A 15,913-nucleotide genomic window follows, 5' to 3' on the forward strand; every position below is an offset into this window, starting at 1 on the left:
GCGTTGTGAGCAGACTTCTGGAAAGCTATGCCCAGGGCACGTGGTATTCCGCAACCGATGAGGGCGCGCCGCTGCTGAGCGCCGTCGACGGCAGCGAGATCGCCCGGGTGTCATCCAGTGGACTCGATGTTGCGGGCATGATCGACTACGCCCGTACCGTCGGAGGGCCCGCGCTCGCAGCCCTGACGTTCCACGAGCGTGCAGCCCTGCTCAAGCAACTGGGCCTGACGCTGATGGCAGGCAAGGAGGAGTTCTACCAACTCTCCCGGCACACCGGAGCCACCACCCGCGATTCCGGCGTCGACATCGACGGCGGATTCGGAACCGTGCTGAGCTACGCGAGCAAGGCCCGACGCGAACTCCCTAACGAGACGGTCTATCTCGATGGCGCGATCGAGCAGCTCGGTAAGAAGGGCACCTTCCTCGGTCAGCACATCTACACCTCGAGGCGCGGCGTCGCCGTCCAGATCAATGCGTTCAATTTCCCAGTCTGGGGCTTCCTCGAGAAGCTGGCCCCCGCGTTCATCGCGGGCGTGCCGTCGATCGTCAAGCCTGCCAGCCAAACTGCGTACCTCACCGAGCTGGTGTTCCGCCGGATCATCGAGTCAGGGTTGCTGCCCGAGGGTTCGGTGCAGTTGCTGTGCGGCAGTGCCCGCGGTGTGCTCGACCACCTCGGCGGCCAGGACTCGGTGGCCTTCACCGGATCCGCCGATACCGCTGCGACCCTGCGTTCTCATCCCAACGTCGTGGGCGAAGGACTGCACTTCACGGCCGAGGCGGATTCCCTCAATGCTTCGATACTGGCATCCGATGTGGCACAGGACGATCCAGAGTTCGATCTCTTCGTCAAGGGTGTCTTCACCGAGATGACGTCCAAGGCCGGGCAGAAGTGCACAGCCATTCGCCGGGTGCTGGTTCCGCAGGACTCGGTCGAGCTCGTCATCGAGGCACTGAAGACCAAGCTGGAGAAGGTCGTCGTCGGTGATCCGGCCGACGAGGGGGTCACCATGGGTGCCCTCGCCAGCATCGATCAGCGAGACGAAGTCCTCAAATCCATTCGTGGACTGACCAAGTCCGCATCGGTGGTCTTCGGCGATCCCGACGCGGTGGATCAGCGAGCAGGCGCGTTCATGGCACCGGTGCTGCTGAAGGCCGGCGACAAGGCCGCGCCCGAACCGCACGAGATCGAGGCGTTCGGGCCGGTATCGACCGTCATCGGCTACGACGGCACCGCAGACCTGCTCGATCTCGTAGCCCGCGGAAAGGGCTCTCTGGTTGCATCTCTCGTGACCAAGGACTCGACCGTCGCGCGCGAGATCGTTCTGGGCAGTGCCCCGTACCACGGCCGCATCCTGGTGCTGAACGCCGAGGACGCGAAAGAATCGACCGGCCACGGGTCGCCCCTGCCGGTACTGGTGCACGGCGGGCCGGGCCGAGCAGGCGGCGGTGAAGAACTCGGCGGTATGCGCGGCGTCCTGCACCACATGCAGCGCACTGCAATTCAGGGAACACCGGATGTCCTGACGGCCATCGGCAACAAGTGGGTCGCCGGGTCGAAGCAGACGACCGGCGACGTCCACCCGTTCCGTAAGAACCTCGGCGAGCTGAAACTGGGCGACACCATCATCGGTGGACCACGGCAGGTCACCCGTGCGGACATCGATCACTTCGCCGAGTTCACCGGGGATACGTTCTACGCTCATACCGATCCTGAAGCGGCAGCGGCCAATCCGCTGTTCGGCGGCATCGTCGCGCACGGCTACCTGGTGGTCTCGCTCGCCGCCGGGCTGTTCGTCGACCCGGCACCGGGCCCCGTCCTGGCCAACTTCGGCGTCGACAGCCTTCGCTTCCTGACGCCGGTCAAGGCCGAGGATTCGTTGACGGTCACGTTGACGGCCAAGCTCATCACACCGCGTCAGAGTGCCGATTACGGCGAGGTGCGTTGGGATGCAGTGGTTGTCAACCAGGACGGTGACCCCGTCGCGACCTACGACGTGCTGACCCTGGTCGCGAAGCCCGAGGCCGCATCATGAGCGTACGAGTAGCCGTCTGTTACGGGATGCCCGAGGACACTGCCGCATTCGATCGTCACTACGCCGACGTGCACATGCCCCTCGCGCGGGCTGTCCCCGGTTTGGTCGATTTCACCTGGGGCACGCTCGACTCGCTCGACGATTCACCGCCGCCGTACTACGCGATCGCCAGCCTGTACTTCGCGGACGAGACATCGCTGAAGGCAGGATTGGCCTCGCCCGAGATGAAGACCGCGGGCAAGGACTTGCGCAACTTCGCAACCGGTGGCGTCACGATGTTCACCCAGAACGAGCAGTCGGTGTTGCAGCCGTGACGGATTCGATGATCGCGCGAGAGATGTTCGAGGTCGACGCCGCGTCCCGCAAGCTCGGCATCGAATTGATCGAGCTGTCACCCGGCCACGCGAGGATGTCGATGGTCGTGACCGAGGACATGGTCAACGGCTATGCCATCACCCACGGCGGCTACGTCTTCCTGCTGGCGGACACAACGTTTGCAATGGCTTGTAATTCGCACGACGATTCGGCCGTCGCGGCACGTTGCGACATCCGATACCTCCGTCCGACGAAGGCCGGGGACGTGCTGGTTGCAGATGCCGTCGAACGTGCCCGGTTCGGCCGGAACGGCCTCTACGACGTGTCGGTGACGTGTCGAGACGAGCTGGTCGCCGAATTCCGAGGTGACAGTCGCACCGTGGCCAGGTAGTCGGATCTGCTCGGAAGTACGGTGAGTCGATGACCACTGCCGATCTGTCTGCCTTGGCCGACGCCACGGCGGCTGCTGTGGGCGGCGCGGTATCGGTGATGGACCCGGCCGGCTACGTCGTGGCCTACTCGTCGCTGCCCGGGCAACCGATCGACGACGTGCGGCGCGACGGGATTCTCGGCAAGCAGGTTCCGGCCGAGTACATGGCGCACCATACCGACGAGGAGTTCCGGCGCAGTTCCACTGTGCGGATCGTCGCCGTAGCCGGGGTGCTACCTCGCCTGGCCGTGCCGGTAACCAGTGGCGGCGAATATCTCGGTTCGATCTGGTGCATTGTCCCCACCGCGGCGGTATCGCGGCCCGAGCCGGCCGCGATGGCTGCACTGCTACGGGCAGCAGCCGAAGCAATACCGTTGCTGAGTCAGCGACCGCAGGCTGTGGGTGTCGAAAAACCTAGGGCACGTACACTACTGACCGATCCAGCAGCCGTCACACCCGAGGGGCAGCTGTACACGGTGCTGGCGACCCGGGTGCAGTCGGACAGGCCGGAAGCCACCGCGTCGCGACTGCGGGGGATGCTCGACCTGACCTTCGGGCAACAGCTCGACTCGGGTGCTGTCGTGATCGACGGCGCTGCGTTCCTCGTGATGCGTTCCGAAATCCCAATCACCGTAGACGAATTCGAGCATGTTCGACGCAGGGCTGTATCTGCCCTCGGAATTCCGGTGACGTTCGCGCTCGGTGGGCCGGACGAACGCCCGATGACTGCTCGGGTGCATGCGCAGTGGGCGCTCGACGCCTGCGAGGACGGTTCTCCGACCATCATGTTCGAGGACGTCCGAGTCCAAGCCACGCTGCGCAGGGCAGGGGCAGCTCTGTCGGAGGTGTCGTTGGCGTTGCCTGCCGTCGAACGGATGCTTTCCTGCGATGCTTCGGAAGGTACCGAGTACGCCGCGACGGTGCTGGCGTTGTTGGCGCACGAGTCCAACGTTGCCGCCGCAGCTGCATCGCTGTACCTGCACCCCAACACCTTCCGCTACCGACTCCGGCGTACCAAGGAGTTGTTCGGTCTCGATCTCGACGACGCGGACACCCGGTTGCTGGTCTGGATGTCGCTACGGCTCAGGGCCGGGCGGTGAGGACCTTCCCGGGGTTGAGCAGGTAGTGCGGGTCGAGCAATTCTTTGATGCCGCGCTGCAGTTCCGCTGCAACCGAGTCGAGTTCGGTCTCGAGAAGGTCCCGCTTGAGCAGTCCCACCCCGTGCTCGCCGGTGATGGTTCCACCGAGTGAGAGGGCGAATGCCGCAATCTCGTCGAACGCGCTGTGCGCCTTCGTCAATGATGAGGGGTCGAGGGGGTCGACGATGACCGTCGGATGGATGTTCCCGTCACCGGCGTGGCCGACGACTCCGATGACGATACCCAGCCGGTCTGCGACCCGACCCACCTCGTCGATCATCGTGGCGAGTTGTGAAATGGGAACGGACACATCGTCGACCAACGGCGAGCCGAGACGCTCGAGTGCCGGGTACGCCAGTCGACGGGCCTGCACGAGCTGCTCCGATTCGACCTCGTCCTCGGCAACGGCCACATCGGTCGCACCGGCTGCGGTGCACAGTGCGGCGATAGCCTCGAGCTCCTCCACAGCGCCTGCGCCGATGTCGGATTGGGCGATCAGCACTGCGGCTGCGTCGGTGCCGAAGTCCATCCGGGCGTAGGCGTCGATCGCGGCGATAGTGGTGCGGTCCAACAGCTCGAACAGGCTCGGGGTGATACCTGCCGCACGAATCCTCGACACTGCTTCTCCTGCAGCGACAGTGGAGGGGAAAGTCGCAGCCATCGTGAGTGGTACGGCGCTGGGGAAATCGAGGCCGACGGTTGCCTCGGTGATGATGCCGAGCGTTCCCTCGGAGCCGACGAACAGTTCGGCCAGAGAGAGGCCTGCAACACCTTTGACGGTGCGTCGACCGACGAACGTCGCGCGGCCGTCGGCGAGTACGACGCGCAGCCCACGGACGAATCGTGCTGTGACGCCGTATTTCACGCAGCACAGGCCGCCGGCGTTGGTGGCGATGTTGCCGCCGATCGTCGAGGCCTCCCAGCTGGATGGATCAGGGAGGTACGTCAGTCCCTGCTGCAAGGCGGCATCTTTCAACTCTTTGTTGGTGACACCTGGTTGCACGACGGCGGTGCGGTTGACGACGTCCAACTCGACGATCTTGTTCATGCGTCGGGTATTGAGGGCGATGGCTCCCACGCTGGCGTTCGCGGCTCCAGCCAGGCCGGTCAATGCTCCCTGTGGCACAACGGGAATGCGGTGTGCCGACGCGATGCTCATGATGGCCTGCACGTCCGATTCCGTGGTCGGCAATACCGCCACCAGTGGCAGGGTCGATTCGCACAACGCTGCGGCGTCGTGCCGGTAACCGGCGAGAATGTCCGGGTCGGTCACCACCGCGTCGGCACCGAGGGCGCGCATCAGTTCGTCGATGACGTGAGAGTGGTGAACGAGAGTCGACGTGGGTGCGGCCATGAGTTCGAGTATGACCGGCGTCACTGTGGACGTCTGCGTCGTTTCGGACGAAGCGACAGGCCCCGATCGGTAGTTTCCGACGAAGTGCGTCCATCGCCTTGTTATGTACGCGACCACCTTGACAAACTACGGTGGCGCCGGTCACAGTAATTACCGACCGAATGGACGGTGAGTTTTATCCGATTCTGCGCTTGCACCTAATCGCCGTCCTTCACCCATCGCAACCCGCCCCGCCCCACTCCGAACGGCCGCTCGATGCCCGAGCGCCGGAGCCCGAACGAAACGAGACAAGTCGATGTCAACTCAGGTCGAGACGCCCACCGGGGTGTCGCGTGAGCATCGCCGCGCCGCCATGGCCAGCATGGTCGGTACCACCGTCGAGTGGTACGACTTCTTCATCTACGCGCAGGCGGCGTCGCTCATCTTCGCCCAACTGTTCTTTGCGCCCATGGGCTCGTCCGGACAGCTGGTCGCCTACGTGACCATCGGTATCAGCTTCGTCTTCCGTCCTCTCGGGGCCATCGTCGCCGGCTACTTCGGCGACAAGATCGGTCGCAAGAAGGTCCTCATCGCGACCCTCACCCTGATGGGTGCTGCCACGGTCGGTATGGGACTGCTGCCGACCTACGCGACCATCGGCATCTGGGCTCCGATCATTCTGATAGTGCTGCGCATTCTGCAGGGGTTCTCCACCGGCGGCGAGTGGGGCGGCGCAGCGCTGATGGCCGTCGAGCACGCCCCGAAGGGCAAGCGTGGAATCTACGGCGCAGCAACCCAGATGGGTGTTCCGCTCGGCATGCTCATTGCGGTGGGAACGTTGGCACTGTGCACCGGCTTGCTCAGCGAAGAGCAGTTCGAGGCCTGGGGCTGGCGCATTCCGTTCCTCATCAGCTTCGTGCTGATCCTCGTGGGCTTCTACATCCGACGCCGCGTCGAGGAGACTCCGGTGTTCAAGGAGCTCGCAGAACGCAAGGAGCGCAACCACACTCCAGTTCGCGCACTGTGGCGTACCAACAAGAAGCAGGTCATGCTGGCTGCGCTGTCGTTCATCGGCACCAACGGCAACGGCTACATCATCGTCGGTGGATTCATCGTGGCGTACTCGACGCGTGAACACGGACTTGCTCGCGTGGATGTGTTGGTGGCCAGCCTGTTCGCGGCCATCGTGTGGGGAATTTTCACCCTCCTCGGCGCGTATCTGTCCGATCGCTACGCCCGGACCACCATCATGAACCTCGGAAACGCGGCAATGGTGCTGTGCGCCATCCCGTTCTTCCTGCTCGTCGACACCGGTGAGTTGCACTGGATCTACGTGGCCCTCGGTCTCTTCGCCGTCGGACTCGGGCTGTCGTACGGTCCGCAGCCGGCTCTGTACGCCGAGATGTTCCCCGCAGCAGTCCGATTCAGCGGCGCATCCATCGGATACGCCATCGGCACGGTGCTCGGTGGAGCCTTCGTTCCCACGATCTCCGAGGCACTGTTCAAGGGAACCGGTACCTCGATGTCGATCTCGATCTACCTAATGATCCTGGCCGCCATTTCCTTCGTGGCTACCTCTCGCATCAAGAACCGTCGGGACGAGGATTTGAACGTCTGAGTCGAGCCTGCTCATCGGGTCAACACGTACACGGCAGCGACCATCCCCAGTAGGACTGTCAGCGCGGAAACAGCCGCGTGCAGGCGGCCGTCCGGTTGGTAGCTGCCGTGTTCGTCGTCGGTGAGTGCCAGTGTCACCGCTGTATGTCGGCGGTGGACGAGGTGGAGCGAGCAGCCAGCTGCCACGGCGAGAGGTATCGACGCGAGAAGCGTTGACAGGCTCAGTGACTCGTGCAGAAGTCGCATCGAGACAAGTGAGCCGGCGACGATCGACAAGACGGTCCTGCGCCAGGCCAACGAGGTGCGTTCCGGTTGGAGGCCGGGGTCGAAGTGGACACGACTGGCGTTCATCGACTCAGTACCGCCACGCCGATGGCGATTCCGACGAGCGTGAGACACGCGGCGAGAGGAGCGGTACCCGTCGCGGCGGGCAGCGGCTGCCCGGTCCTCATCGCTTTTTCCGAGCGGTACCAGGACCACCATGCGTGTACCGACGACAGGATTCCAGTCATGATCAGGGCTGCTGCGATGGTAGCGGTGAGGACGTCGTCGATGTCCAGAGGCAGCGCTTCGAGTGCGATTCCTCCGGCCAGTAGTGCCAGGGAAGTCCGAATCCACGCGAGAAAAGTCCGCTCGTTCGCGAACGAGAATCGAGGATCGGGCTCGGTGCCCACGGTGTACAGGGTGCGGGGGAAGCGCTTGATCGGGTCGGTCATCGTTGCGCCGGCTCGAAGTCTGCGGCGTCGAGAGCCACGGTGCGGAAGCCGCAGTTTCCACTGGCGGAGTCGGCAGGTGCGGCGCTGCGGGCGGCGACTCGGTAGCGGTTGCAGTACGAGTCGTGGCAGAGGTAGGAGCCGCCGCGCATCACGCGACCACGACCGACCTTGGGACCCTGAGGGTCGTGCGTCGGCGAGGAGCAATAGTACTTGGGCAGGTACCAGTCGTGGCACCATTCCCAGACGTTCCCGCTCATCTCGTACAGGCCGAATCCGTTGGGAGCGAAAGACTTCACGGCCTTGGTGCCGGAGAACTCCAGGCCGTCGTCGTGCTGGTTCGGAAAGGAACCACGCCAGATGTTGCACCGAAGTGCTCCCTCGGCGTCGAAAAGTTCGTCGCCCCAGCAGAACCTGGCACCGCTGAGCCCGCCGCGGGCGGCGTGCTCCCATTCTGCTTCGGTGGGGAGGCGTCGACCGGCCCACGTGCAATACGCCTCGGCATCGGCCCACGACAGATGTACGGCCGGATGGTCGGGAACGTTCTCCCAGTTGGACTTCGGACCCGCCGGGTGCGCCCAGTCGGCTCCTCTCACATCGAGCCACCATGGAGCGCCCGGCATTCGACCGAGAACGTCGGAGCTCTCTGCCCGAGCCAAGAGATGGAACACCGCGGATGACCCGAAACGCTCGGACTCGGTGCGGTAGCCCGTGGCTGCGACGAACGAGGCGTATTCGAGATTTGTGACGGCGGTCGAATCGATTCGGTAGGCCGACAAGGTGACCGGATGCACAGGCCGTTCACCGTCGGCCGAATATCCCTCATCCCAGGCATCACCCATGTGGAAGGTCGACGCCGACAGGTGAACGTCCTCGCGTGCCGGCAACTCGGTCGACGCCGTCACTTCGACTGGGGACGAGGACCCCATGCTGCGCCCGGAGGCGCAACATGGGGTCGATTCGGAAGATCTGGTCATGCCCCGTGGCTTACCTTGCTTGCTGCCGGAGCCGCCATCGGTGACCCCTGCTCGAGTCGCCGGGAGGACGCGGACGTCTGTCGCAGGTAGAGCAACGAAGTGAGAGTGATGATGCCTCCGATCGTCAGGTAGAGCGAGACGCTCCAGGAGTTTCCGTCGGTGGCCTGCATCAAGAGACTTGCGACGAAGGGAGCGAAGCCGCCGCCGAGGACTGCGCCCACCGCGTATCCGAGTGATACGCCGCTGTAGGCAACCTTGGTCGGGAACAGCTCGACCAGGAACGCCGCAAGTGGACCGAAAAGGGCGGAAGCTCCGATGAAACCGATGATCATTCCGGTCAGCACCCACGTGGGGTCGGCAGTGTCCATGAAGGCGAACAGGGCGAACGGGTAGCAAGCAATGAACAGTGCGCCGCCGATCATCACTGTCATTCGACCGAGGCTGTCGGAAAGTCGTGCGAAGAACAGCATGGACATCATCATGGCCACTGCCCCGATAAGGGTGCCCCGCAACATGATTTCTCGGGTGAGTCCTAGATACTCGGTGCCGTAGGCCAGGCTGTACGACAGTAGAACCCAGATGAATGCATTGAAGCCGAGGTTGACGCCGATGGCCGAGAGCACGAGTCGCCAGGAATTCTTCAAGACCTCTTTCAACGGTGCCTTCACGGCGTGAGCGGTACCGCCTGCCTTCTCGAATTCCGGGCTCTCCGAGACGGTGGCCCGGATGACAAGGCCGACGCCCAGCAGCACGAAGGAGATCAGGAAGGGGATGCGCCACCCCCAATCGAGGAAGCTGTCGCCGGTCGCGGCAATGGTGATGGACATGACTCCGGCTGCCAGGAGGGTGCCGCCGGGGTTACCCAGAAATGCCCAACTGCCGTACCAGCCGCGACGGTGTGCGGGCGCGTGCTCGACTGCCATCAGTACTGCGCCGCCCTGCTCTCCGCCGTGGAAGATGCCCTGAAGCAGGCGCAAGAAGGTGAGCAGGATCGGTGCGAGGACGCCGACCTGCGCATGAGTGGGTAGCAAGCCCATCACGGTGGTGCATCCGCCTGCACCCAGCAGAGAGATGATGAGCAGCTTCTTACGTCCCATCCTGTCGCCGAAGTGCCCGAAGATGATCGCACCGAAAGGGCGTGCGAGAAACCCCACGGCAAGCGATGCGAACGAAAGGATGATGCCGACCGAGGTCGGGACGTTGGAGAAGAACACTTGGCTGAACACCAGCGCCGAAGCGACGCCGTATATCTGAAAATCGTAAGCTTCGATGGCGTTACCCACCGCACTCCCGGAGGCGGCTTTGCGGACCATGCGAAGAGAGTGTGTCGGTTTGTCGACGACGGACATGTCACTACCTTTGGTAGAAGGGTGTTTCGATAGGTGAAGCGGCTCAGGAACCGCTGGTCGGTGAGTACGCCATGAGGGGCTTCTCCAGGACCTTTCCGACGCCGCCGTACTCGGCGACGCGGAGATCCTGGGCTCGGCGGACTTCGTCGTCCACCCGCTCTGGATCGCAGATGTCCGACAGGGCTTTTCGGCAATGCTCGAGTACGGCGGCGTGGTCGGGATCGCTCGCTAGGTCGTGTGACTCCGTCGGGTCCGACTCGAGGTCGAAGAGCTGTTCGGGAAAGCCGACGCAGTGAATGTACTTCCACCTGCCCTGTCGAATCATGAACAGGCCGGAATGTGAGTTCGCGGAATGGTATTCCGAGAACGCGACTCGGTCTGTGTCCGCCGGTAGCGCGGCGATCTCGACCAGGGATCGACCGGGCAGAGTTCGGTCGGCGTCGTGCTCGGGCAGGTTCATGACGTCGACGACGGTGGGAAACACGTCGACGAGGGTGACCGGTGTCGAACACACTCCCGCAGCGATACCGGGTCCGGACAGTACCATCGGGACGCGGACGGACATTTCTCCCATGGTTCCTTTGAACCACAATCCATCGGTTCCGAGCAGCTCACCGTGGTCGGAGAGATAGAGGACAACGGTGTCCTCCCACTGCCCGCTGTCGCGAAGCGCGTCGAGCACAATGCCCACCTGAGCGTCCATGAAAGTCACCAGGCCGTAGTAGGCCCGGACCGCCTCGCGGGTCTGAGCTTCGGAGAGGGGTTCGTCGAGTCCGCAGGCAGTCCGGTAGATGTCCACCGCCGGATGTCCGTTCCACATTTCTGGCGAGTTCCTCACCGGAGTGGGAAGGGAGTCCGGGTCGTACAGATCGAGGTATTCCTCGGGGACCACGAACGGATAGTGCGGAGTCACGAACGACACTTTGCACAGCCAGGGTGTGTCGTCAGCGGCCTTGTCGTGCAGAAATTTCGATGCCTCTTCCGCCACGGAACGGTCGAACGCGCTGTAACTCGACTCCTCCGCGCGGACATCGAGAACAGCCTCACGCAACTGGTACGCAGGTGGTTGTCGATCCCTCAGTGCGTGGAACAGGTCTCCGACGCCGTCCCGGACATGCAGGGGCACCCGTTGGTCGGAGAAACCCGTCTCGTCCTCGACGGCCCGGTAGTGCAACTTACCGATCGTGGTTGCGGTGATGCCTGCGGACTCGGCTCTGTGTCCCCAGCTGGCTGCCTCCGATCCGAGGTACGGAGACGCGTTGTCGTAGTTGCCGGTGGTGTGGACGTACCGACCAGTTGCCATTGCGGCTCGCGACGGCACGCAGATAGGTGAATTGCAATACGCAGCATCGAAAGTCGTCCCTCCGCCGGCGAAGCGATCCAGGTTGGGTGTCCTGGCAAGGCGATTGCCGTACGCGCCGTACACGGCAGGCGTGTGTTGATCCGACATCAGGATCAGGAAATTGGCTGACATGGAAAAACCTCGCTGTTCACCGGATCCATTGATCCGCCGACCATTCGGTCGTTGGTGTGGTCTACGTTACAAAGAGCCTTCGATAGAGTCGAACTGTTTGTGTTGATCGGTTCAATAGCTCTCGCCTATCCGGGTCCCGGCCGGACAAGTGCTGTGAATGGCGGCACACACATTGGCGCGCAATACTTCTCGAAGTTGCAATTCTCAGGATCCGTCGCCTGCTTTCATGAAAGGCTGCAGGAGTGGAGCGTCGTCAACTCGAGTACTTCCTGGCAATCGTCGAATACGGCGGTGTAACCAGAGCAGCCACGCGCCTACACGTTGCTCAACCGACGATCTCCGCGGCGCTGCGATCGTTGGAGAAGGAGCTCGGGGGCCAGCTCTTCGAGCGCGGTCCGGGCCGCTTCCTGCTCACCCAGGCCGGAGCGTCGTTGATCGGACCGGCGCGGCGTGTCCTTCGCGATTTCGATCTCGCGGCCGACAGTGTGCAAGACGTCCTGGGTCTGAGCGGCGGCCGGATATCGATAGCGACCGTACCGGCTATCGGGTTCGGTTGGCTGACAAAAGTACTCGCCGAATTCAGACGCTTGTATCCAGCGGTGCAGGTTTCTGTTGACTCCGACATCGACAGCCAGGCGATCGCGGACGGTGTAGCCGATGGCAGTCACGATGTCGGACTGACAGTCGAGTCGACGGTCAACGCAGGTATCGACGGCGTCGAAGTAGGGACTCAGGAGCTCAAGGCCCTGCTCCCGCCCGGTACACCACAACAGGAAGCTCCGATAGCGCTGCGAGATCTGGTGTCGATGGACCTGATCACCATGCACAGTTCGACGTCGAGAAGGTGGCTCGAGACGCAGTTGGGCCTTGTGGGGCTTCGACCGAGCATTGCTGTCGAATTGAGCTCCTCCGACAGCATCGTGCCGTTGGTGACCACCGGTGCGGGATATGCGCTGTGGTGGACACCGATGGACAACGGGGCGTGTGTTCTTCACACGATCGAACCCTCGTTGACCCGTCCGATCAGACTCCTGCGTCGTGAAGGAAAACCGGCCCCCACCATCGAGGCGTTCCTTCGAGCCGTGGACGTGGTGGTGGGGACCGGGCGCGCGGTCCCCGAGGAGAACTGAAGCTGAACCGCGGTGCAACGAATCCCCGGAACCAGTGCGGTTCTGGGGGCGGAGACGGTTGTCGTCGTGGTCAGCTGTGCGCGTGCAACGGTCGTCCCGAGAGCACCATCGTCGTCTCACCGAGTGCCTCGTTCTGCGTGGCTCGTCGACACCGGTGAGTTGCACTGGATCCATGTTGCCCTCGGACTGTTCGCCGTCGGACTCGGACTGTCTAACGGTCCGCAGCCGGCTCGGTACGCCGAGATGCTCCCTGCTGCAGTCCGATTCAGTGGTGTGTCCATCGGCTACGCGATCGGCACGGTGCTCGGTGGTGCTTTCGTTCCGGCGATCTCCGATGCACTGTTCAAGGGAACCGGCATCTCGATCTCGATCTACCTGATGATCCTGGCCGTAACCTCCTTCATTTCGACCTCGCAAATCAGTAACCGCAGGGACGAGGATCTGAACGTCCGACCCGTCGTGTACGTGGCCCATACGGTGTTCGCGCTCTCCAGGACTCAACGAACCTGTGGCGCAGCATCTCTGCCCCATTGCTCGAGGGCGACGATTGCTCCGCGCAAAGCGAGTCCGCGGTCGGTCAGCGCGTAGGCCCGAGTGTTGTGCCGAAGGGGGAGACGAGTCAACACCCCCGCCGCTTCGAGTTCGCGTAGCCGGGTAGCGAGCATGTTCGTCGGCACTCCGAGGTCGCGCTGCAGATCGCCGTACCGTTGCGGCTCCTCGAGTAGCCGCTCGACGATGAGAAGTGCCCACCGAGCGCCGACGATGTCGAGGGCGGAAGCGAGGTCGCTCATTCGGCCGTATCGGTGTCCACCTTCATCCAGAACGGTGAGTAGTGGTAGCCGTCGACGTCGTCGAACTGACGTTGGTACATGAAGGCGTAGTCATCGGTGTCTCCGATCCGTCCACCTGCAGCGCCGGCACGCTCGATGAGCTCGTCGACTGCCTCGCGGCTGCCGAGGTCGAACGAGACAGTGACTTTCGACCGTGTGTCGGGTCCGCCGATGAGCTCCTCTGTGCCGCCCACGCTCGCGTACATCTCGCGGCTGCCGAGCATGACGTACTGCCCCGGAGTGATAGCGAAGCACGACACGTTGTGGTCGGACATCTCGGCGTTGAGCGTCCAGCCGAGGGCTGTGTAGAAGGCGGTTGCGCGCTCGACGTTCTCGACGGGACAGGTGATGAACAGGCTCATGCCCTGATGCTTGCAAAATGCAAGTGCGGCGTCAAGGGTTGAGTCCCGCGACCTCAGCTGTGCGTGTGCAGTGGCCTCCCCGACGGCGCCATCATGGCCTCGCCCAGTGCTTCGCTCTGCACGGGGTGAGCGCACACGATACTTCCGACATCCGACGGCAGTGCTTCCCACGCGACCGCGAGTTTCGCTTCGCCGATCACTTCGTCCGCGACTTCGCCGACGGCATAGCCACCGTCCGCGGTGAGCGGATGGTCGTCTGTGTTTACGAATCGAGTACAGCATCGGCCGCGAGGGTGTCCCAGGATGACATGGACACCGAAACTGCGTTGGAAAATTCGCGGACACTCTCGAACTCGATTCCGGTACGAATGTCGATGCTTCGCTTGCCGTTGGAGCGCTGTGGTTGCTGTCGAAAGACTGCTTCAGTCAGGAATTTTTTCGATGACGATTGCACTCCATGTGAACCCGGCACCCGCACTCAGGAAGAGATATAACCCATCCACATCGTCGATGGTTCCATCGCCGATCGCGTCCGCCAGATTGCAAATGATGTCGCCGGCCCCTAGGTGCCCAGTCTGTGCGCCGTAATCCACCACGGGTGCACGAAACCACTGTTGTAAAAGCGGGCGGTACGTCGATTCGAGGATGTCGCTGTTGAGTCTGGGTGTGAAGACAGCACGGATTCGACTGTTGCTGCCGTCGATTCCGATCTCCTGGAGAACGCGCTGCACCACTGTGTCGATGGCACGACATTCTCGGTCTGCGTAGGTACCCGGTTCAGCTGTGCGAAGGTGTCGCTTCTTGGCATCGCGCACATCGACTGTTCCGCGGTACCACCGTGCGGCCGGCGCAAACGGATCCGAGCCGCGGTTCATCACCTCCAGTTCGGGCGCGGCATCACTTGCCACTGCCCGGACGTACAGTCCTCCAGTCGTTCGGACAGCACCGGGGCCGAGGAGTAGCGCCGTGCCTCCGTCTCCGTAGACGCTGCCGTAATCGCTGGCCTGCCGATCGAAACCGGGCGACTTGAACGAGTCGCCTGTGGTGATGAGGCAGAGCCCGCCTCCGCCGGACCGGTGTTGTCTTCCGAATCGGTCGTGCGCGAGTTCGATTGCTGCAGCAGCACCATTGCACATTTGATTGATGCCGATGGGCATCGCAGACAGCGCCCCGACACAGTGGGCGACGTAGTGAGCTGGCGACCAGAAGTCGTGACCTTGGTAATGACTCCAGGCATGCAACACCAGGGAGATGTCTTCGGGGTCGACCCCTGCTGATTCGATGACGGCGGCTGCGGCTTGGGCGGCCAATTCTGGTCCGGACACCGTTGCAACAGAGGCTGTCCGGCTTGGATCGATCACCATTCTTCCGTCCGGGATCACACAAGATGCTCCTAGGATCCTCGGATTCTGTTGCGATGTAGATGCTTTCGGCTGGACTTCTGTCAGGACCATCGCAAACCCCCGTTTACCTCGAGTACGTGACCGTTGATGTAGTTCCCGCGGTGGGATGCAAGGAATCGGACGCTGTCACCGATTTCGTGTCCCGCTCCCTTTCTGTTCGAGAGCAAGCGCGGGCTGACCTCGTCCCAGGCGATGTCGTTCGACGTCAAGCGCTGTCCCATCCCGGTATCGATGAATCCCGGGGCCACCGCATTGACGGTGATCCCGCGCTCTGCGGTCTCTTCGGCGCATACCTTCGTCAACATGTCGAGCGCAGCCTTGGAGACGCAGTACGCACTCGCCCCCACCGAGGGTCGGGTGGAAAGAGCAGAGGAGACGATAATGATGCGTCCGGTGCCGTTCGGCAGATGCGGTAGGGCCGATTGAATGCAGTTGAATGTTCCGGTCACATTGGTGTCGATCACGGCTCGCCAATCGTCCGGATCTATTGTCTCGATGAGTCCGTCATTGGTGATGCCGGCATTGGCGACGACGATGTCCACCCGTCCGAACTCAGCTACGACTCCAGCGAACAAGTCGTCGATCGAGTGCCGGTCGAGGATGTCGACCGGCGCGTAGCGGGCCCGGGCGGGGCTCAGCTGTGCGATGGAAGTGAAGTGGTGCTCGCGGCGTGCGGCGCACGTGACATGTGCTCCGGCGATGAGTAGCGACTCGGCGATGCTCGCTCCCAAACCGCTGGTTCCCCCGGTGACCACTGCCACCTTGTCGCGCAGGTCCATGTGCCTTCCCGTCTGCTCGGTCTCGGAAA

At 63.0% G+C, this 15,913-nt stretch carries 16 protein-coding genes and 1 pseudogene; 6 read left to right on the plus strand and 11 right to left on the minus strand.

Annotated features, from left to right (window positions below):
- Positions 1-5: 5 nt before the first annotated feature.
- Genes paaZ through CH294_RS11630 form a run of 4 tightly spaced genes read left to right on the plus strand, consistent with a single transcriptional unit; the run spans position 6 to position 3,878 of the window.
- Positions 6-2,033 carry a phenylacetic acid degradation bifunctional protein PaaZ gene (gene paaZ, locus CH294_RS11615; protein WP_094738026.1) on the plus strand — a complete coding sequence of 676 codons (2,028 nt, stop codon included), beginning with the start codon at positions 6-8 and terminating at the stop codon, positions 2,031-2,033.
- The gene (locus tag CH294_RS11620; protein ID WP_037154811.1) at positions 2,030-2,347 is read left to right on the plus strand and encodes an EthD family reductase; all 318 of its coding nucleotides are present in this window, start codon (positions 2,030-2,032) and stop codon (positions 2,345-2,347) included. Before paaZ ends, CH294_RS11620 begins: the two co-directional genes overlap by 4 nt.
- A gap of 23 nt (positions 2,348-2,370) precedes the next feature.
- Positions 2,371-2,739, plus strand: a complete 369-nt coding sequence (gene paaI / locus CH294_RS11625) for a hydroxyphenylacetyl-CoA thioesterase PaaI (RefSeq protein WP_170944730.1) — start codon at positions 2,371-2,373, stop codon at positions 2,737-2,739.
- Positions 2,740-2,768: 29 nt separating this feature from the next.
- Positions 2,769-3,878: a helix-turn-helix domain-containing protein gene (locus CH294_RS11630; protein ID WP_094738027.1), complete on the plus strand. Its 1,110-nt coding sequence runs from the start codon at positions 2,769-2,771 to the stop codon at positions 3,876-3,878.
- Here the strand turns inward: CH294_RS11630 and CH294_RS11635 are convergent.
- Complete coding sequence (locus tag CH294_RS11635) at positions 3,862-5,271, minus strand: FAD-linked oxidase C-terminal domain-containing protein (protein ID WP_094738379.1); 1,410 nt, start codon at positions 5,269-5,271, stop codon at positions 3,862-3,864. The genes CH294_RS11630 and CH294_RS11635 overlap by 17 nt on opposite strands.
- A gap of 295 nt (positions 5,272-5,566) precedes the next feature.
- Between CH294_RS11635 and CH294_RS11640 the strand changes: the two genes are divergently transcribed.
- Positions 5,567-6,868: an MFS transporter gene (locus CH294_RS11640; RefSeq protein ID WP_037154805.1), complete on the plus strand. Its 1,302-nt coding sequence runs from the start codon at positions 5,567-5,569 to the stop codon at positions 6,866-6,868.
- Between the two features lie 11 nt (positions 6,869-6,879).
- Here CH294_RS11640 and CH294_RS11645 read toward each other — a convergent pair whose 3' ends face one another.
- The 5 genes from CH294_RS11645 to CH294_RS11665 all read right to left on the minus strand — a co-directional run bounded on the left by CH294_RS11645 (position 6,880) and on the right by CH294_RS11665 (position 11,380).
- Positions 6,880-7,218 (minus strand): DUF202 domain-containing protein, encoded by a 339-nt coding sequence (locus CH294_RS11645; RefSeq protein ID WP_094738028.1) that lies wholly within the window; start codon positions 7,216-7,218, stop codon positions 6,880-6,882.
- The gene (locus tag CH294_RS11650) at positions 7,215-7,583 is read right to left on the minus strand and encodes a DUF202 domain-containing protein (protein ID WP_094738029.1); all 369 of its coding nucleotides are present in this window, start codon (positions 7,581-7,583) and stop codon (positions 7,215-7,217) included. The genes CH294_RS11645 and CH294_RS11650 overlap by 4 nt, the downstream gene beginning before the upstream one ends.
- Positions 7,580-8,557: a formylglycine-generating enzyme family protein gene (locus CH294_RS11655; protein ID WP_094738030.1), complete on the minus strand. Its 978-nt coding sequence runs from the start codon at positions 8,555-8,557 to the stop codon at positions 7,580-7,582. Before CH294_RS11655 ends, CH294_RS11650 begins: the two co-directional genes overlap by 4 nt.
- Positions 8,554-9,870, minus strand: a complete 1,317-nt coding sequence (locus tag CH294_RS11660) for an MFS transporter (RefSeq protein ID WP_094738380.1) — start codon at positions 9,868-9,870, stop codon at positions 8,554-8,556. Before CH294_RS11660 ends, CH294_RS11655 begins: the two co-directional genes overlap by 4 nt.
- Positions 9,871-9,949: 79 nt before the next feature.
- Complete coding sequence (locus CH294_RS11665) at positions 9,950-11,380, minus strand: sulfatase-like hydrolase/transferase (protein WP_094738031.1); 1,431 nt, start codon at positions 11,378-11,380, stop codon at positions 9,950-9,952.
- Positions 11,381-11,622: 242 nt separating this feature from the next.
- On the opposite strand from CH294_RS11665, the gene CH294_RS11670 reads away from it, so the two are divergent.
- The gene (locus tag CH294_RS11670; protein ID WP_094738032.1) at positions 11,623-12,510 is read left to right on the plus strand and encodes a LysR family transcriptional regulator; all 888 of its coding nucleotides are present in this window, start codon (positions 11,623-11,625) and stop codon (positions 12,508-12,510) included.
- A 497-nt stretch (positions 12,511-13,007) separates the two neighbouring features.
- Here CH294_RS11670 and CH294_RS11680 read toward each other — a convergent pair whose 3' ends face one another.
- The 5 genes and pseudogenes from CH294_RS11680 to CH294_RS11695 form a co-directional block, all read right to left on the minus strand.
- Positions 13,008-13,301, minus strand: a complete 294-nt coding sequence (locus CH294_RS11680) for a helix-turn-helix domain-containing protein (protein WP_094738033.1) — start codon at positions 13,299-13,301, stop codon at positions 13,008-13,010.
- A complete protein-coding gene (locus CH294_RS11685; protein ID WP_094738034.1) occupies positions 13,298-13,702 on the minus strand; it encodes a VOC family protein in 405 nt (134 codons plus the stop codon). Before CH294_RS11685 ends, CH294_RS11680 begins: the two co-directional genes overlap by 4 nt.
- A gap of 53 nt (positions 13,703-13,755) precedes the next feature.
- A pseudogene (locus CH294_RS27825) lies at positions 13,756-13,935 on the minus strand (dihydrolipoyl dehydrogenase); the annotation flags it as partial.
- Positions 13,936-14,124: 189 nt separating this feature from the next.
- Entirely contained in the window at positions 14,125-15,027 is a 903-nt protein-coding gene (locus tag CH294_RS11690; RefSeq protein ID WP_170944696.1) for a ketoacyl-ACP synthase III family protein, read from the minus strand.
- 119 nt (positions 15,028-15,146) lie between these two features.
- Complete coding sequence (locus CH294_RS11695) at positions 15,147-15,884, minus strand: SDR family NAD(P)-dependent oxidoreductase (RefSeq protein ID WP_032368676.1); 738 nt, start codon at positions 15,882-15,884, stop codon at positions 15,147-15,149.
- Positions 15,885-15,913 lie beyond the last annotated feature (29 nt).

The sequence above is a fragment of the Rhodococcus sp. 14-2483-1-1 genome (assembly GCF_002259335.1).
Taxonomy (GTDB): domain Bacteria; phylum Actinomycetota; class Actinomycetes; order Mycobacteriales; family Mycobacteriaceae; genus Rhodococcoides.

Excerpts from the sequence above, each read along its gene's own strand:
- CH294_RS11620 (WP_037154811.1), top strand. The coding sequence starts at position 2,030 with ATGAGCGTACGAGTAGCCGTCTGTTACGGGATGCCCGAGGACACTGCC.
- paaI (WP_170944730.1), top strand. The coding sequence starts at position 2,371 with ATGTTCGAGGTCGACGCCGCGTCCCGCAAGCTCGGCATCGAATTGATC.
- CH294_RS11630 (WP_094738027.1), top strand. The coding sequence starts at position 2,769 with ATGACCACTGCCGATCTGTCTGCCTTGGCCGACGCCACGGCGGCTGCT.
- CH294_RS11635 (WP_094738379.1), bottom strand. The coding sequence starts at position 5,271 with ATGGCCGCACCCACGTCGACTCTCGTTCACCACTCTCACGTCATCGAC.
- CH294_RS11640 (WP_037154805.1), top strand. The coding sequence starts at position 5,567 with ATGTCAACTCAGGTCGAGACGCCCACCGGGGTGTCGCGTGAGCATCGC.
- CH294_RS11645 (WP_094738028.1), bottom strand. The coding sequence starts at position 7,218 with ATGAACGCCAGTCGTGTCCACTTCGACCCCGGCCTCCAACCGGAACGC.
- CH294_RS11650 (WP_094738029.1), bottom strand. The coding sequence starts at position 7,583 with ATGACCGACCCGATCAAGCGCTTCCCCCGCACCCTGTACACCGTGGGC.
- CH294_RS11655 (WP_094738030.1), bottom strand. The coding sequence starts at position 8,557 with ATGACCAGATCTTCCGAATCGACCCCATGTTGCGCCTCCGGGCGCAGC.
- CH294_RS11660 (WP_094738380.1), bottom strand. The coding sequence starts at position 9,870 with ATGGTCCGCAAAGCCGCCTCCGGGAGTGCGGTGGGTAACGCCATCGAA.
- CH294_RS11665 (WP_094738031.1), bottom strand. The coding sequence starts at position 11,380 with ATGTCAGCCAATTTCCTGATCCTGATGTCGGATCAACACACGCCTGCC.
- CH294_RS11680 (WP_094738033.1), bottom strand. The coding sequence starts at position 13,301 with ATGAGCGACCTCGCTTCCGCCCTCGACATCGTCGGCGCTCGGTGGGCA.
- CH294_RS11685 (WP_094738034.1), bottom strand. The coding sequence starts at position 13,702 with ATGAGCCTGTTCATCACCTGTCCCGTCGAGAACGTCGAGCGCGCAACC.
- CH294_RS11695 (WP_032368676.1), bottom strand. The coding sequence starts at position 15,884 with ATGGACCTGCGCGACAAGGTGGCAGTGGTCACCGGGGGAACCAGCGGT.